Genomic DNA, 13,067 nt, shown 5'->3' with positions numbered 1-13,067 from the left:
GCAACCGGGACTATGGGCTTCACCCTTGAATTGGCCGGATTGGCGTCTCATAAGGGCACAGGGTTGGAAATGCAGAATAAGACGACGGGCGAAAATTAATGCCAACACTGTTTCGCTTTGTCGTGACGCTCGCGATTCTGGCCGGCATTGTCTATGGCGCGATGTTCGCCTTGGTCATGTTCGTCGAGCCGAGGAAGGCGGAAATGAGCGTGCGTATCCCTCCAGAAAAGCTCAATCCCAAAAAATGAACAGCGCCGCCCGCATCGAAGCCTTCCTGGAGATGATGAGCGCCGAGCGCGGCGCGGCCGAAAACACGCTTTCCTCCTATCGCCGCGACCTCGAAGACGCTTCCGCCGGGATCGGCGGTGGGCTTGCCGCTGCCACCAGTGCCGACATCCGTGCCTATCTCGACGACATCGCCGCGCGCGGCTTTGCCGCCACCTCGCAGGCGCGCAAATTGTCGGCGATCCGGCAGTTCTTCAAGTTCCTCTATGCCGAAGGCCTGCGGGGTGACGATCCGACCGGCACGCTGGACAGTCCGAAGAAGGGCCGGCCGCTGCCTAAGACGATGAGCGAGGCCGATACCGGCCGGCTGCTCGACCGCGCGGCGCAGGAGGCGATGGACCCCTCCATGCATGACGGCGACAGGCTGGCGGCGCTGCGCCTGCACGCACTGGTCGAGGTGCTCTACGCCACCGGCTTGCGCGTTTCGGAGCTGGTCGGCCTTCCCGTGACGGTGGCACAGCGCGACGACCGCTTCTTCATGGTGCGCGGCAAGGGCAACAAGGAGCGCATGGTGCCGCTGTCGGCCAAGGCGCGCGCGGCGATGCGGACATGGCTTGCCGCACGGGCAACGGTGCCGGCTTTTGCCGACAGCCCGTTCCTGTTTCCGGCCGCCGCCGACAGCGGCTATCTCTCGAGACAGGTCTTTGCCCGCGAGCTGAAAGGGCTTGCCGCGCGGGCCGGCATTGCCACGGCGAAGATATCGCCGCATGTGCTGCGCCATGCTTTCGCCAGCCATCTGCTGCAGAACGGCGCCGATCTCAGGGCCGTGCAGCAGCTGCTCGGCCATGCCGATATTTCAACGACGCAGATATACACGCATGTGCTGGAGGAGCGGCTGGTGCGTCTGGTCAACGATCATCATCCGCTTGCCGACTAGGCGTCATGTCGCTATGTGAGAACGACGTTCCACCGCGCCCAGCCTGCATTTTCAGGCTTGCGTCAGTCATTGCCTTCCGACTTGCCGGTCCGCCCAAGAATGTACAATTACCTCGATTTCGAAAAGCCTGTGCAGGATCTCGAAGGCAAGATCCTTGAGCTGAAGAAGCTTGCCGAGAACGGCGAGGCGGTCGATGTCGGCGATGAGATCGCCCGTCTCGAAAAGCGCTCGCGCGATGCGCTGCGCGACGCCTACAAGGCGCTGACGCCATGGCAGAAGGTGCAGGTGGCGCGCCATCCGGACAGGCCGCATTGCATCGACTACATCAAGGGTCTGCTTACCGATTTCACGCCGCTCGCCGGCGACCGCAATTTCGGCGAGGACCAGGCGATCGTCGGCGGCTTCGCCCGCTTCCGTGGCGAGCCGGTGGCAATCATCGGCCAGGAGAAGGGTTCCGATACGACAAGCCGGCTGAAGCATAATTTCGGCTCGGTGCGGCCGGAGGGCTACCGCAAGGCGGTGCGGTTGATGGAACTCGCCGACCGCTTCCAAATCCCGCTGCTGACGCTGGTCGACACGGCCGGCGCCTATCCGGGCGTCAACGCCGAAGAGCGCGGCCAGGCGGAAGCCATCGCCCGCTCGACCTCGGCCTGCCTTGGCCTGAAGGTGCCGTCGATCTCGGTGGTGATCGGCGAAGGCGGCTCGGGCGGCGCCATAGCGATCGCCACCGCCAACCGCGTCTACATGCTCGAACACGCCATCTATTCGGTGATCTCGCCGGAAGGCGCCGCCTCGATCCTGTGGCGCGACACCACGCGGTCCAAGGACGCTGCGACCAACATGAAGATCACGGCGCAGGATCTGTTGGAGCTGAAGATCATCGACGCCATCGTCGCCGAGCCGCTCGGCGGTGCCCATCGCGCCCCCGAAACGGTGATTGCCGCCACCGGCGACCTCATCGCCAGGACGATGAAGGAATTCTCCGGCGCCAACACCGACTTCCGCGAGCATCGCCGCGAGAAATACCTGGCGATGGGCCGCAATCTGTAACGTCCGGCAGGCACGCGGCCCGAAATGTGGCGGCGTGAACCAGTTTTGCCACAAAAATGCCGCCGCATTCGGCTCAGTGGGGTTGCCGTAAGGGGACGCGCCAGCATGATTGCGGTAAGGAATTTTCAAGGTTAACGGGCTTAGGGTCCGTCAGTGGTCAGTTTAGCAGCCGCGGCATCCGCGGCGCAGAGATGAAGACGATAGCCATATCCATGTTTGCCAAGCTTGCCCGCACCGGAGTTCTGATCGCTGCGATCGGCGTCGCCGGCTGCAATGACGCTTCGATGAAGGATTTTGCGCCGCAAGCCAACAAGCCGCTGCCGGACAAGATCCTGGCCGAGATGAAAGCCAAGGGCATGGTCCGCACCTCCTCGGTGATGGCCCGCATCTTCAAGGAAGAAGGCAAGCTCGAAATCTGGAAGGCCAAGACCAACGGCCGCTACGACCTGGTCGCCAGCTACGACATCTGCAAATGGTCGGGCAAGCTCGGGCCGAAGTTCACCGAAGGCGACCGCCAGGCGCCGGAAGGCTTTTACACGGTCCGCCCGGCACAGATGAACCCGCGGTCGAATTACCACCTGTCCTTCAACATCGGCTACCCGAACGCCTATGACCGCGCCAATGGCCGCACTGGTTCCAACCTGATGGTCCATGGCGCCTGCTCGTCGTCTGGCTGCTATTCGATGACCGACGCGCAGATCGAGCAGATCTACGCCTTCGGCCGCGACGCCTTCCAGGGCGGCCAGACCGAGTTCCAGATCCAGGCTTTTCCGTTCCGCATGACCGCAGCCAACATGGCGCGCTATCGCAACGATCCGAACTACGAATTCTGGAAGATGCTGAAGGTCGGCTACGACAATTTCGAGGTTACCAAGGTGCCGCCGAAAGTCGACGTCTGCGAGAAGCGCTACGTGTTCAACCAGGTTGCGGCCGACGGCTCGACCTTCAATCCGATCGGCGCTTGCCCTCCGACCACCCAGCCCGATTCGCTGAAGAGCGCCATCAACGCCTATCAAAGCACCTATGAGGCGGCCTTCAACGGCGCCGTCAAGGCCAGCGTGCCGGCACCCAAGCCGACCATCGCCGGGATCAAGGAAGCCAGCATCGTTTCCGACTGGTCGAAACGGCGTGCGCGCGGCGAACGCGTTCCGATCGAGCCGCCCTCGCTCAACCCGGACGGCACGGTGGCCGAAACGGCGCGCATGGGCCGCATCGATTCGCCGGCGGGCCGCAAGATGGCGGCGCTCGACGCCGAAAAGGCCGCCAAGCAGAAGGCCGAGGAACAGCGGCTTGCCGCGATAGAAGCGGCGAAGGCCGCGAAAGCGGCAGCCAAGGCACAGGCCTTGGCCGAGAAGAAAGCTGCCAAAGCCCAGGCGCTCGCCGAAAAGGAAGCTGCCAAGACCGCCGCCGAGGTGCCTGTCGCCACCGCCACCGTAGCGCCATCGGAGGCCGCCCCGGCAGTCGAAACGCAGGCTGCGGACGCCGAAAGCACGGCGACAAGGTTGAAGAAAAAGCTGCTCGGCATGTTTGGCGGCTGAACTTCATGCTTGAGCAAGAAGATGGGGGCCAAGAACACAGGCCCTCAACCAGCCCCGCCGCCGTCTACGACCTCAAAGGCCTGAACTGCCCGTTGCCCGTGCTCAAGGCAAAAAAGCGCCTGGCCGCAATGCAGCCGGGCAGCCGGCTGTGGCTCGAAACCACCGACCCGCTCGCCGTCATCGACATTCCCGCCTTCTGCGCCGAGAGCGGCCATCGGCTGGTCGAAACGACGGCGATGGCAGGCGGCCACCGCTTCCTGGTCGAGCGCGGCGGCTGAACGCGTAATCTCCCCCCTTGAGGGGGAGATGGCCGGCAGGCCAGAGGGGGTTGCCGCGCGTCAAGCGCCAACCTTTTCTTTCGTCCCACAGGGCGTCGCGCCAGCCGAGGCGACCCCCTCTGTCGCCTTCGGCGACATCTCCCCCTCAAGGGGGGAGATCACGATCCGGCAATAGCCAGCGGGTTGCTTTCCAGTGCTGCGCGATCCGGCGTGTCGATCGACGGCCGGTTGGTGAAGGCGGCGAACAGCCGCCGGACATAGTCTTCGGGCATGTCGAGCGTGATCAGCACCAGTCTGGTGCCGCGCTGGCTGTCCGGCCAGGCCGGCAGTTGCACCGGCGGATGCAGGATCTTCTGCACGCCATGGATAACCAGCGGCCGCGACGGGTCTTCTGCAAGCTCGATGACGCCTTTCATCCGCAAAAGGCGCTCGCCATGCGCCGAGCGCAACAGATCGAGGAACATCTCGATTGCCGAAAACGGCACCGGCCCGTCATGAACCAGCGAATACGAACGCACGCGGGAATCGTGCCTGTGGTCATGGTGATCATGGTCGGCATGGTCATGCCCGTCGTGATCATGCCCGCCGTGGTCATGCCCGCCGTGGTCATGGTCGTGGCCGGCTTGTTCGCCGAGCCAACGCTGCACATCGACGGATTTGGTGGCCGGATTGTAGAGGCCGCTATCGAACAGGGTCGCGGTGCTTGCCTCGCCGGCGTCGAGCACCACGGCGCCCGGGTTGAGCTGCCTGAGCCGCGCCCGCAACGCCTCGACATCGCCTGCATCCGTGGTCAGGTCGGCCTTGCTGAGCACGATGCGATCGGCGACGGCCACCTGCTTCACCGCCTCGACATGCGCATCGAGCGTCGCATTGCCGTTGACGGCATCGACCAGGGTGATGACGCCGTCGAGCCGGAAGGCCTGGACCAGGGCCGGGTGTGCCATGATCGACTGCAGTACGGGGGCGGGATCGGCGAGCCCGGTGGTTTCGACGATGACGCGGGCAAGCCGGTCGATGCGGCCGGTCTGCAGCCGGTCGACGAGGTCGGCCAGCGTGTCGACCAGCTCGCCGCGCACCGTGCAGCAGAGGCAGCCGTCGGAGAGCTGGATGATGCCGTCGGAGGCCTGCTCGACCAGGAGATGGTCGATCGCCACCTCGCCGAACTCGTTGATGATGACGGCGGTGTCGGCGAGCGCCGGATCCCGGAGCAGCCGGTTGAGCAGCGTCGTCTTGCCGGCACCGAGAAAGCCGGTGAGCACCGAAACGGGGATCGGGAAGCCGGCCATGCGGCTAGTTCAGCGCCTTGGCCGGCTGCTGGACCTGCGCGGCGGTGGCGGATCCGGCCACAACTGGCTCGGCGCCGGCCGGCGGCGCCCGGTCCGGCCGCCATGTCGGCAGCGGCACGTCGGCATATTCCTGCCCGGAGGCGTCGAGCATCGCCTTCGGCTTCGGTCCCGTGGCGCCGCCGAGGCCGACGGCGATCAGCGTCGGTACATGGTCGAGCTTTTCCTGATAGGGCGATTTCGGCACGTCCTTGCCCTTGTCGCCGACGGCGGGTGCGGTTTCCGACTGCTCCTCGACCGGCTTCTTCTTGCAGATTTCGTCATTCATGTCGTTGGCCGACATGGTGTCGCCATAGGCGGGCAGCGCCGCGACCGTCAGCCAGCTCGGCGCCGGCGTTGCAAAGCCCTGGTCGAGCAATTTTGCCGCCGCCTCGGCGCGGGTAATGGCCGATTGCTCGCCGAGCACTACGGCGACCAGGGTGCGGCCGTTGCGGGTCGCCGAGCCGATCATGTTGAAGCCGGACGAGCAGACGAAACCCGTCTTCATGCCGTCGGCACCCGGATAGCGGCCGATCAGCAGGTTGTAGTTGGAGATCGCCTTCTTACCGACGGCAAGGCCTTCGATCGAGAACCAGGGGGCATATTGCGGAAATTCCTTGCGAATCGCCATCACCAGCAAAGCGAGATCGCGCGCTGTCGTATACTGGTCCGGCGAATAGAGCCCGTTCGGATTGACGAAACGGGACCCGCTCATGCCGAGCCTCTGCGCTTCGGCGTTCATGCGTTCGGCGAAAGCCGCTTGCGAACCGCCGATATTCTCGCCGACCGCCATGGCGATATCGTTGGCCGATTTGACCAGCATCATCTTCAGCGCATTGTCCAACCGCATCACCGAGCCCGGCTTGAAGCCCATCTTGCTCGGCGGCTCGCCGGCAGAATGTTTCGTTACCTTGATCGGCGAATCGAGCTGGACCTCGCCCGCGGCAATCGCCCGAAACGCCACATAGGCGGTCATCAGTTTGGTCAGCGAAGCCGGGTACCAGCGCCTGAACGCCTCCTGGTGCTGCAGGATCTCGCCGCTGTTCAGGTCGAACAGGATTGTCGGATTGGCCAAGGCAGGCCCGGCCAGCGACGCAAGCACCACCGTGCCCGCCACCAACAGTTTGAGGAAATGCCTGTAGCGCATCATGAAAACCGAAATAGCCTCTTGCCGCAGTCCCACCTGGCTCCGTAAGATTTCGTTACACGATCGCCAGGATAATGGTCCGGCCCTCTGTTCCCGGACCACAGTCGCGGTGCTATTTACTCTATGTGACGTCAACATGGCAAAGTGCTGCCGATCACAATGTGGAAGCAGCAGCACAATGCAAAGCAGCGTGCATGGTTGCAAGGCAGCAGGCACAATTGCAAAGCAGCAGGCCAAGACCGCCTGCTCCAACAGCGAAATGGAACCATCATGCCGATCCTGAACCGAGCCGCCGAAATGCAGGACGAGGTGGCCGGCTGGCGCCGCCATTTGCACCAGACGCCGGAGCTGAATTTCGACGTCTTCAAGACCGCCGCTTTCGTCACCGAGAAGCTGAAGGCTTTCGGCTGCGACGATATCGTGACGGGTTTGGGCAAGACCGGCGTCGTCGGCATCATCCGCGGCCGCCACGGCGAAGGCTCGACCATCGGCCTGCGCGCCGACATGGACGCGCTGCCGCTCAACGAGATCACCGGCAAATCCTATGCCTCGACCGTCCCCGGCAAGATGCACGCCTGCGGCCATGACGGCCACACCGCGATGCTGTTGGGTGCCGCCAAATACCTCGCCGAAACACGCAATTTCGCCGGTTCCGTTGCGGTCATCTTCCAGCCGGCCGAAGAGGGCGGCGGCGGCGGCAACGAGATGGTCAAGGACGGCATGATGGAGCGCTTCGGCATCTCCAAGGTGTTCGGCATGCATAACATGCCGGGCCTGCCGGTCGGCCAGTTCGCCATCAGGCCGGGTCCGATCATGGCGGCGACTGCCGAATTCACCATCACCGTCAAGGGCCGGGGCGGCCACGCGGCGATGCCGCACGGCACCATCGATCCGATCGTCATCACCAGCCAGCTTGTCGGCGCATTGCAGACGATCGCCTCGCGCAGCACCGATCCGGTCGAGGCGGTGGTCGTCTCGGTGACGAAATTCCACGCCGGCGACGCCTATAACGTCATTCCCGAGACCGCCGAGATCGCCGGCACCGTACGCACGCTGAAGAAGGAGGTCGCCAAGAAGGCCGAAGAGCGCATCCGCGCGCTTTGCCAAGGCCTGGGCGCTGCCTTCGGCGCGACAATCGAGGTTGATTACAATGCCAATTACCCCGTCACCTTCAACCATCCGGAAGAGACGGTCTTTGCCAGCGACATCGCGGCCGACGTCGCCGGCGACAGCCATGTGCACCGCGCGATCCAGCCGGTGATGGGCGGCGAGGATTTCTCCTACATGCTTGAAGCGCGGCCGGGCGCCTTCATCTTCATCGGCAATGGCGATACCGCCGGCCTGCACAACCCAGCCTACGACTTCAACGACGAGGTCATCCCGCACGGCATGAGCTATTGGGTGAAGCTGGCGGAAACAGCGCTGGCGGCGTAGCCATTCGGCATCGGCGGTGCAGCAACCGCCGCACCTCTGGGCGGCAAAACCGGGCAGGACATGTTCTGCTGGTCACTTCCGGCCGGACGACTTCCGGGCAAGGCCGAAGGCAATGCCCAGAGCAATACCTATACCGATGCCCGTAACAATGTTGTCCAACACGACGCCGATAGCCACGCCGATCACGACGCCGAGTGTGAGGTGTTTGGCATCCATTATGCCCGGTCATGTAGCGTGGAAGGGAAGAGCCGCAACCGCTACGGTCCGCTCTTCGGATCCTCGACCTCCAGCGCCTCCATTACCGGCGCTAGCTCATTGTCGTCGGCAGGTTGCGGCTCTTCGCCTGTCCTCGCCTTCGTCAGGGCTGCCTCGATCGCCTCCTGGATATTGCCGAGTTCGTCTTCGCGAACCTCGTGGCCATAGCCGGCAGCATCGGCATCCTGCTCGAATTGCTGCGCCAGGACGGCGACGCTCACCTCGCTCTCGGCCGGCAGATTGCCGACATTCTCCTGCAGCCAGGTTTCAAAGAACTCTTTGGTGGCGCTCATGCGGTGTCTCCTTCGGGACACTAAAGCGCGCCGGCATCCCGAAAGTTCCGCTATCTGAGCCGTCTTTGCGCCCGTTGCCGGCTGCCCCGCAATTCAGCGCGGCCAGGCGGCGTCGGCGCCGCCTGGCTCGGCTGCTTACTGGCTGACAGCAGTCGTCGGTTCGCACGACACGTTCGGGTTCATATCGGCGAACGCGCCGGTCGGGTTGCCCTTCCAGGCCCAGACATGCAGCTCGTAGAACGGACCGAGGCCATAGCGATTGGGCGCGCTGTTGAAGTTGAACAGATGTCCATCGAGCGAGGCCGGGCCTTTCGAGGTGATGTATTCGACCGCGATCAGTTTTAGCGTGCCGTCGGCCATCGGCTCGTACATGACGGCTTCAGGCTTGGCGACATCGACCGCGTCGTCCTTGAGGTAGCCGGGATTGACGTAATGGATGCCCATGGCGCCGCCGGTGATGCCGCTGGCGCAGGGGATCGGCGCATAGCCCTCGGCGGTCGCCGCCGCCACATTCTCGAAGCGGCTGTTGGCGGCGCGTACCTTGTCGGCCAGCGGATTGGGACCGGACGCGGGCGCTGCCTGATGCGCCTGCGCCAACGCAGTGCAGGCCGACAGCAGCGCCGCGGCAGCGAGAACTCTATTGCGAAAGTTGATTGTCATAGTCATTCCATTCTTCTTGAAAAGCACAGCCCGGCCGGCCGCCGGAGGTAAGGAGGTCCGGCAGGTGGGCGCTGTGGCTGTTGTTGCTGGGAGATCCCTGTCCCGATGCGACGAATGCCGATCATCCCTTCGGCAGATACGGGATGGTTCCGGCCAGATCGGAATTGTCGATCAGCTGGAAACGGCTGTCGCTGCCGCCCTGACGGGCCGAAACGAAGGGTGCGTAGGCAGGATCGTCGGTGAAGGCGCGCGCCGCTGCCTCGGTCGGGAACGCCATCAAGGCGATCAGCGTCGTGTCGAGCGGCTTGCCTTCGAGCGTCTTCACATTGCCGCTGCGCGACAGATATCTGCCGCCGTGCTTGTGAACGAGGTCGTGGACCGACGCGGCATAGGCCGGCATCCACTTCGGGTCCCTCACCTTGATGTCTGCGATAACGTAAGCGGTCATGGGTCATGTCTCCTGGTCGTGCACAGGGGTATCCCGTGCAGCGGCAGAGGGGTCGCATGGCAAGGGTCGCGCCAGCCAGTCCCCGATCTGTACTGGTGTGGCGAATCCGAAATTCGCATTCACTTTGGAGCTACGCAGCGAGCGAATTTCGGATTCAAAAGCCACACCAGCAAGTGCTTGGATTTCCAGTGTGGTTTTGGATTTGAAGTTCCTAACGCTGATGCCACCCAGAAAGCAGGAACTTCGATTCCACCGCACTGGGCCGGTACAGTTTCTGTACTCGCCGTGCCGCCGGAGAAGGCCTATGATCCCGGCTGAGTTTGAGGGGAAGGCAACATCATGACCCAATCCGGATACAAACAGTTCTGCCCGTTATCGATGGCTGCCGAGGTGCTGTGCACCCGCTGGACCATGGTTCTGCTTCGCGAATTGGTGGCGGGCTCGACCCGTTTCAACGATCTGCGCCGCGGCGTCCCCAAAATGTCGCCGACCCTTCTGTCGCAAAGGCTCAAGGAGCTCGAACTGGCCGGGATCGTCGAGCGCAAGGAGGTGCGCGGCGAGAAAGGCATCTTCGAATACCGGATGACCGAGGCAGGCAGGGATTTGCGGTCCGTCGTCGAGGCGATGGGCTTTTGGGGGCAGAAATGGGTCGAGTCGCGGCTGTCGCTGAAGAACCTCGATCCGTCGCTGCTGATGTGGGACATGCGGCGCAATCTCAACGCGTCGCCGCTGCCCGACGGGCGCACGGTGATACAATTTCTGTATCAGGAGCTCCCCGCCTCCAAACGGTCATGGTGGCTGATCGTCGAGAAGCACGGCGAGGTCGACCTCTGCTGGTACGACCCGGGCTTCGATGTCGATCTCTACGTCTCGACCGACCTGCACACCATGACCGAAATCTGGATGGGGCTGATCACCGTCGAGAAGGCAGGGCCGAAAGTCATCTTGACGGGAGACCAGGATATCGCCCGTAAAATGCAGACCTGGCTGGGCCTGAGCCCGTTCGCGGTCGAACCCAAACGAGCGGCCTAGCTGCCTCTTGGCGAAACGATCCGAAGCGGTTATGTGTCGGGCGCGATGGTCCCGTAGCTCAGTAGGATAGAGCGGCAGATTCCTAATCTGTAGGTCACAGGTTCGATTCCTGTCGGGATCACCATGTTTTTCAAGTACTTAGCGAACCGCCGCCGTACTTTTTTTGCAGGATTTTTGCGAAATAAGTACGGCGAATTTCGCAGACCTTCAGACTTTGGGCACACATATTCCAAGGGCGAAGCGGCCCAAAACCGCTGCGAAGCGCGGCGCTACGATGCCTAAATCGAGGTAGGTAATCGTTGTTCCCAATCAACTTGCCCGTTTTTCAGCGTCGACGTCTCCGCATCATAGGGGGAATGGACGCGCCCGGTCTGGCGGCTAGAGGAACGGAACGCTATCATTTTATTATATTAGTAATGACGCATGAAATGGCCTACTATTCGCTCTACCCGGCAGCGCCACTGGCAGCCGGTAGGCCCGGCGGCCCGCAGGTAACCCCGATCGGCCGTCGGCCCGTCTCCATGAAAGTTACGCGCGGTGGCGACCAACGTGAGACGAGATCGAACCAACAACCCCGCAACCGGCATCAAGGGCAAGCGCCACGGGCCGCCGGCCAACGACGAAGCAGGATATTTCGAGTTCTGCCCCGTATGTGGCCAGACGTTCGACAAGCGAAACCTTGGCGAGGTGCTGCATCACTGTCTCCCCGACCATGAGCCGTTGAACTCGATGAATAGGTGACTAGCGTTCGAACAGATGGTTTCGCTCATCCAAGATCGTGATCGGTCCCAACCAGACGATCTCAAAAGTGATTGCGGATGTGGTCGTTAAAGTAGCGGGCTTGGCGAAGGCCGCTTTGAACCCGGCAAAGGTCTCCGGTGGTACCCGGAACCATTGCACATTGGGCGGAATTGGCTGAAAGTGATCGAACCACAGGGCGGGGTGTCGGACGGCCACGCATCCAGGTGGCCGAGGCGCGGGTCGATCGGCGGGACAGGGGGAGAAATGCACCCTTGGACGAAGGCTGAGCTTGCGGAGATCACCGGAGGCATATGGGAAGGCGACCTGCCGGAAGGCTGGACGACCGACTGCATAGCCTTCTGCGACGCACTGATCGGCCCCGGCGCGCTCGTCATCCCGCGCGTTGGCACCTACCGTTACGGCGTACACCCCAGGAAGATCAGGCGCTTCAGGCGACAGGGGCTCGCGCTCCTCGCGGACCGAGAGTACCGGCCCAACTTCGAAGACTTGCCGTTGCTCCGGGTGGCTTCGGTCCGCGTCGCCATGAAGTATCTCGCCGAGCGAGCGCGGTCTGCTTACGGCGGACGCCTGATCGCGGTTGGCGGCAGCGTCGGCAAGACGAGCACCACGGCGATGATCAACGTCATTCTCACCGCAGCTGGCTATCCACCGTTTCCGGGCGAAAACTTCAATACCGTCTCCGGCGTGCTCGGCCTGATCGCCAACCTTTCCCCTGATGGCATCCACGCTGTCGAGGTGTCGATTGGCTTTTTTCGGCGGCTCCTTGAGGTATCTGCGCTCAAGCCGCATGTCGCTCTTATCATGACGATCGGCGACGCCCATCTCGAAGAGTACGGCTCGCGTGAGGCCATCGCCAAGTTGAAAGCCCGCCTGTACGATGTCGCTGAGGGCGGCACATCGATCGTCCCTCGGGATTCCGAGCATTTCGAATATCTCCGAGCCCGCGCGCTGTCGTTCGGGGCGAAGGTCGTGTCCTTCGGTGAACATGCTAAGGCCGACTACCGGCTCGTGGACTATTCGCACGAAGATCAACTGGTGCGTGCGGTCCTGAAGGGCCGGGATTTCGCCTACAAGCTAGGTAATCCAGGGCGGCACATGGCAGTCAACAGCCTCAGCGCGCTGGCGGCTGTCGATTCGCTCGGCCTTGATCTGGGAGCTGCGACCAACGCGCTCGGGGAGGTGCAGGCCATCCACGGACGTGGCGAAGTCATACGCATCGCCCTCGCGTCCGGCGAGGTCCATGTCGTCGATGAGGCCTACAACGCGAATCCGACATCGGTGGCCGCCGTGCTGGCGGCACTCGCTGAGGGGAAGCGCGCAAGTGGGGGCCGAAAGCTTGCCCTTCTTGGCGACATGCGGGAACTCGGGCCACGATCGGCCGAATTTCACGCCGGTCTGGCGGAACCCGTTCTCGCGGCCGATCTGGATATGGTGATGACGGTTGGGACGCAGATGACATATCTCCGTCGTGCCCTGCCGGAGTACCTCCTCGGCCCACACTTCGCGACAGCAGACGATGTGTTGCCCGAGCTCGCCACTATCCTGCGCGCGAAGGACCTCCTTCTTGTGAAAGCTTCGAACGCCATGGGCCTGGATGAAGTGTAAGCGCTGTTGTGGGACCACCTTTCGGGAGTGGTCGCGATCTGTGAGGTTGCCGATCCTGTATTGGGATCGGAGATCGGCTTG

Annotated in this window: 14 protein-coding genes and 1 tRNA gene; 9 read left to right on the top strand and 6 right to left on the bottom strand. The window is 63.0% G+C overall.

What is annotated here, in order from left to right:
* The first annotated feature begins 98 nt into the window (after positions 1–98).
* From NKJ20_RS09500 to NKJ20_RS09480, 5 genes are all read left to right on the top strand, one after another.
* Entirely contained in the window at positions 99–248 is a 150-nt protein-coding gene (locus NKJ20_RS09500) for a hypothetical protein (protein ID WP_023677884.1), read from the top strand.
* Positions 245–1,162, top strand: a complete 918-nt coding sequence (locus tag NKJ20_RS09495) for a site-specific tyrosine recombinase XerD (protein WP_352451196.1) — start codon at positions 245–247, stop codon at positions 1,160–1,162. Before NKJ20_RS09500 ends, NKJ20_RS09495 begins: the two co-directional genes overlap by 4 nt.
* Before the next feature lie 99 nt (positions 1,163–1,261).
* The gene (locus NKJ20_RS09490; RefSeq protein ID WP_352451195.1) at positions 1,262–2,212 is read left to right on the top strand and encodes an acetyl-CoA carboxylase carboxyltransferase subunit alpha; all 951 of its coding nucleotides are present in this window, start codon (positions 1,262–1,264) and stop codon (positions 2,210–2,212) included.
* Between the two features lie 212 nt (positions 2,213–2,424).
* Complete coding sequence (locus NKJ20_RS09485) at positions 2,425–3,750, top strand: L,D-transpeptidase family protein (protein WP_352743881.1); 1,326 nt, start codon at positions 2,425–2,427, stop codon at positions 3,748–3,750.
* Positions 3,751–3,755: 5 nt separating this feature from the next.
* Positions 3,756–4,028, top strand: coding sequence for a sulfurtransferase TusA family protein (locus NKJ20_RS09480; RefSeq protein WP_352743732.1), 273 nt, complete (start codon positions 3,756–3,758; stop codon positions 4,026–4,028).
* 158 nt (positions 4,029–4,186) lie between these two features.
* On the opposite strand, the gene NKJ20_RS09475 is transcribed toward NKJ20_RS09480, so the two are convergent.
* On the bottom strand, positions 4,187–5,314 hold the full coding sequence (locus NKJ20_RS09475) for a CobW family GTP-binding protein (protein WP_352743731.1): 1,128 nt from the start codon (positions 5,312–5,314) through the stop codon (positions 4,187–4,189).
* Between the two features lie 4 nt (positions 5,315–5,318).
* Complete coding sequence (locus tag NKJ20_RS09470) at positions 5,319–6,497, bottom strand: D-alanyl-D-alanine carboxypeptidase family protein (protein ID WP_352743879.1); 1,179 nt, start codon at positions 6,495–6,497, stop codon at positions 5,319–5,321.
* Between the two features lie 270 nt (positions 6,498–6,767).
* On the opposite strand from NKJ20_RS09470, the gene NKJ20_RS09465 reads away from it, so the two are divergent.
* Positions 6,768–7,931 carry a M20 aminoacylase family protein gene (locus NKJ20_RS09465; protein ID WP_352451192.1) on the top strand — a complete coding sequence of 388 codons (1,164 nt, stop codon included), beginning with the start codon at positions 6,768–6,770 and terminating at the stop codon, positions 7,929–7,931.
* A 72-nt stretch (positions 7,932–8,003) separates the two neighbouring features.
* Here the strand turns inward: NKJ20_RS09465 and NKJ20_RS09460 are convergent, their stop codons facing one another.
* The 4 genes from NKJ20_RS09460 to NKJ20_RS09445 form a co-directional block, all read right to left on the bottom strand.
* The gene (locus NKJ20_RS09460; protein WP_352743730.1) at positions 8,004–8,147 is read right to left on the bottom strand and encodes a glycine zipper domain-containing protein; all 144 of its coding nucleotides are present in this window, start codon (positions 8,145–8,147) and stop codon (positions 8,004–8,006) included.
* A 41-nt stretch (positions 8,148–8,188) separates the two neighbouring features.
* Positions 8,189–8,479 carry a hypothetical protein gene (locus tag NKJ20_RS09455; protein WP_352743729.1) on the bottom strand — a complete coding sequence of 97 codons (291 nt, stop codon included), beginning with the start codon at positions 8,477–8,479 and terminating at the stop codon, positions 8,189–8,191.
* A gap of 135 nt (positions 8,480–8,614) precedes the next feature.
* Positions 8,615–9,145, bottom strand: coding sequence for a hypothetical protein (locus NKJ20_RS09450; RefSeq protein WP_352451190.1), 531 nt, complete (start codon positions 9,143–9,145; stop codon positions 8,615–8,617).
* A 115-nt stretch (positions 9,146–9,260) separates the two neighbouring features.
* Positions 9,261–9,587 (bottom strand): DUF1330 domain-containing protein, encoded by a 327-nt coding sequence (locus tag NKJ20_RS09445; protein WP_023677873.1) that lies wholly within the window; start codon positions 9,585–9,587, stop codon positions 9,261–9,263.
* A 339-nt stretch (positions 9,588–9,926) separates the two neighbouring features.
* Between NKJ20_RS09445 and NKJ20_RS09440 the strand changes: the two genes are divergently transcribed.
* From NKJ20_RS09440 to NKJ20_RS09430, 3 genes are all read left to right on the top strand, one after another.
* Positions 9,927–10,619, top strand: a complete 693-nt coding sequence (locus tag NKJ20_RS09440; RefSeq protein WP_352457625.1) for a winged helix-turn-helix transcriptional regulator — start codon at positions 9,927–9,929, stop codon at positions 10,617–10,619.
* Between the two features lie 47 nt (positions 10,620–10,666).
* Positions 10,667–10,743 (top strand) — tRNA-Arg (locus NKJ20_RS09435).
* Between the two features lie 881 nt (positions 10,744–11,624).
* A complete protein-coding gene (locus NKJ20_RS09430; protein WP_352743727.1) occupies positions 11,625–12,986 on the top strand; it encodes a UDP-N-acetylmuramoyl-tripeptide--D-alanyl-D-alanine ligase in 1,362 nt (453 codons plus the stop codon).
* The last annotated feature ends 81 nt before the right edge of the window (positions 12,987–13,067 follow it).

This window comes from Mesorhizobium sp. M0185, from assembly GCF_040322175.1.
In the GTDB taxonomy this organism is placed as follows: domain Bacteria; phylum Pseudomonadota; class Alphaproteobacteria; order Rhizobiales; family Rhizobiaceae; genus Mesorhizobium.
Note: the sequence above shows the minus strand (reverse complement) of the source record. Positions and strands in the feature narration are given on the sequence as shown.

Bases quoted from the DNA above. Each gene is read 5' to 3' on its own strand.
- NKJ20_RS09500 (WP_023677884.1), top strand. From the start codon at position 99: ATGCCAACACTGTTTCGCTTTGTCGTGACGCTCGCGATTCTGGCCGGC.
- NKJ20_RS09495 (WP_352451196.1), top strand. From the start codon at position 245: ATGAACAGCGCCGCCCGCATCGAAGCCTTCCTGGAGATGATGAGCGCC.
- NKJ20_RS09490 (WP_352451195.1), top strand. From the start codon at position 1,262: ATGTACAATTACCTCGATTTCGAAAAGCCTGTGCAGGATCTCGAAGGC.
- NKJ20_RS09485 (WP_352743881.1), top strand. From the start codon at position 2,425: ATGTTTGCCAAGCTTGCCCGCACCGGAGTTCTGATCGCTGCGATCGGC.
- NKJ20_RS09480 (WP_352743732.1), top strand. From the start codon at position 3,756: ATGCTTGAGCAAGAAGATGGGGGCCAAGAACACAGGCCCTCAACCAGC.
- NKJ20_RS09475 (WP_352743731.1), bottom strand. From the start codon at position 5,314: ATGGCCGGCTTCCCGATCCCCGTTTCGGTGCTCACCGGCTTTCTCGGT.
- NKJ20_RS09470 (WP_352743879.1), bottom strand. From the start codon at position 6,497: ATGCGCTACAGGCATTTCCTCAAACTGTTGGTGGCGGGCACGGTGGTG.
- NKJ20_RS09465 (WP_352451192.1), top strand. From the start codon at position 6,768: ATGCCGATCCTGAACCGAGCCGCCGAAATGCAGGACGAGGTGGCCGGC.
- NKJ20_RS09460 (WP_352743730.1), bottom strand. From the start codon at position 8,147: ATGGATGCCAAACACCTCACACTCGGCGTCGTGATCGGCGTGGCTATC.
- NKJ20_RS09455 (WP_352743729.1), bottom strand. From the start codon at position 8,479: ATGAGCGCCACCAAAGAGTTCTTTGAAACCTGGCTGCAGGAGAATGTC.
- NKJ20_RS09450 (WP_352451190.1), bottom strand. From the start codon at position 9,145: ATGACTATGACAATCAACTTTCGCAATAGAGTTCTCGCTGCCGCGGCG.
- NKJ20_RS09445 (WP_023677873.1), bottom strand. From the start codon at position 9,587: ATGACCGCTTACGTTATCGCAGACATCAAGGTGAGGGACCCGAAGTGG.
- NKJ20_RS09440 (WP_352457625.1), top strand. From the start codon at position 9,927: ATGACCCAATCCGGATACAAACAGTTCTGCCCGTTATCGATGGCTGCC.
- NKJ20_RS09430 (WP_352743727.1), top strand. From the start codon at position 11,625: ATGCACCCTTGGACGAAGGCTGAGCTTGCGGAGATCACCGGAGGCATA.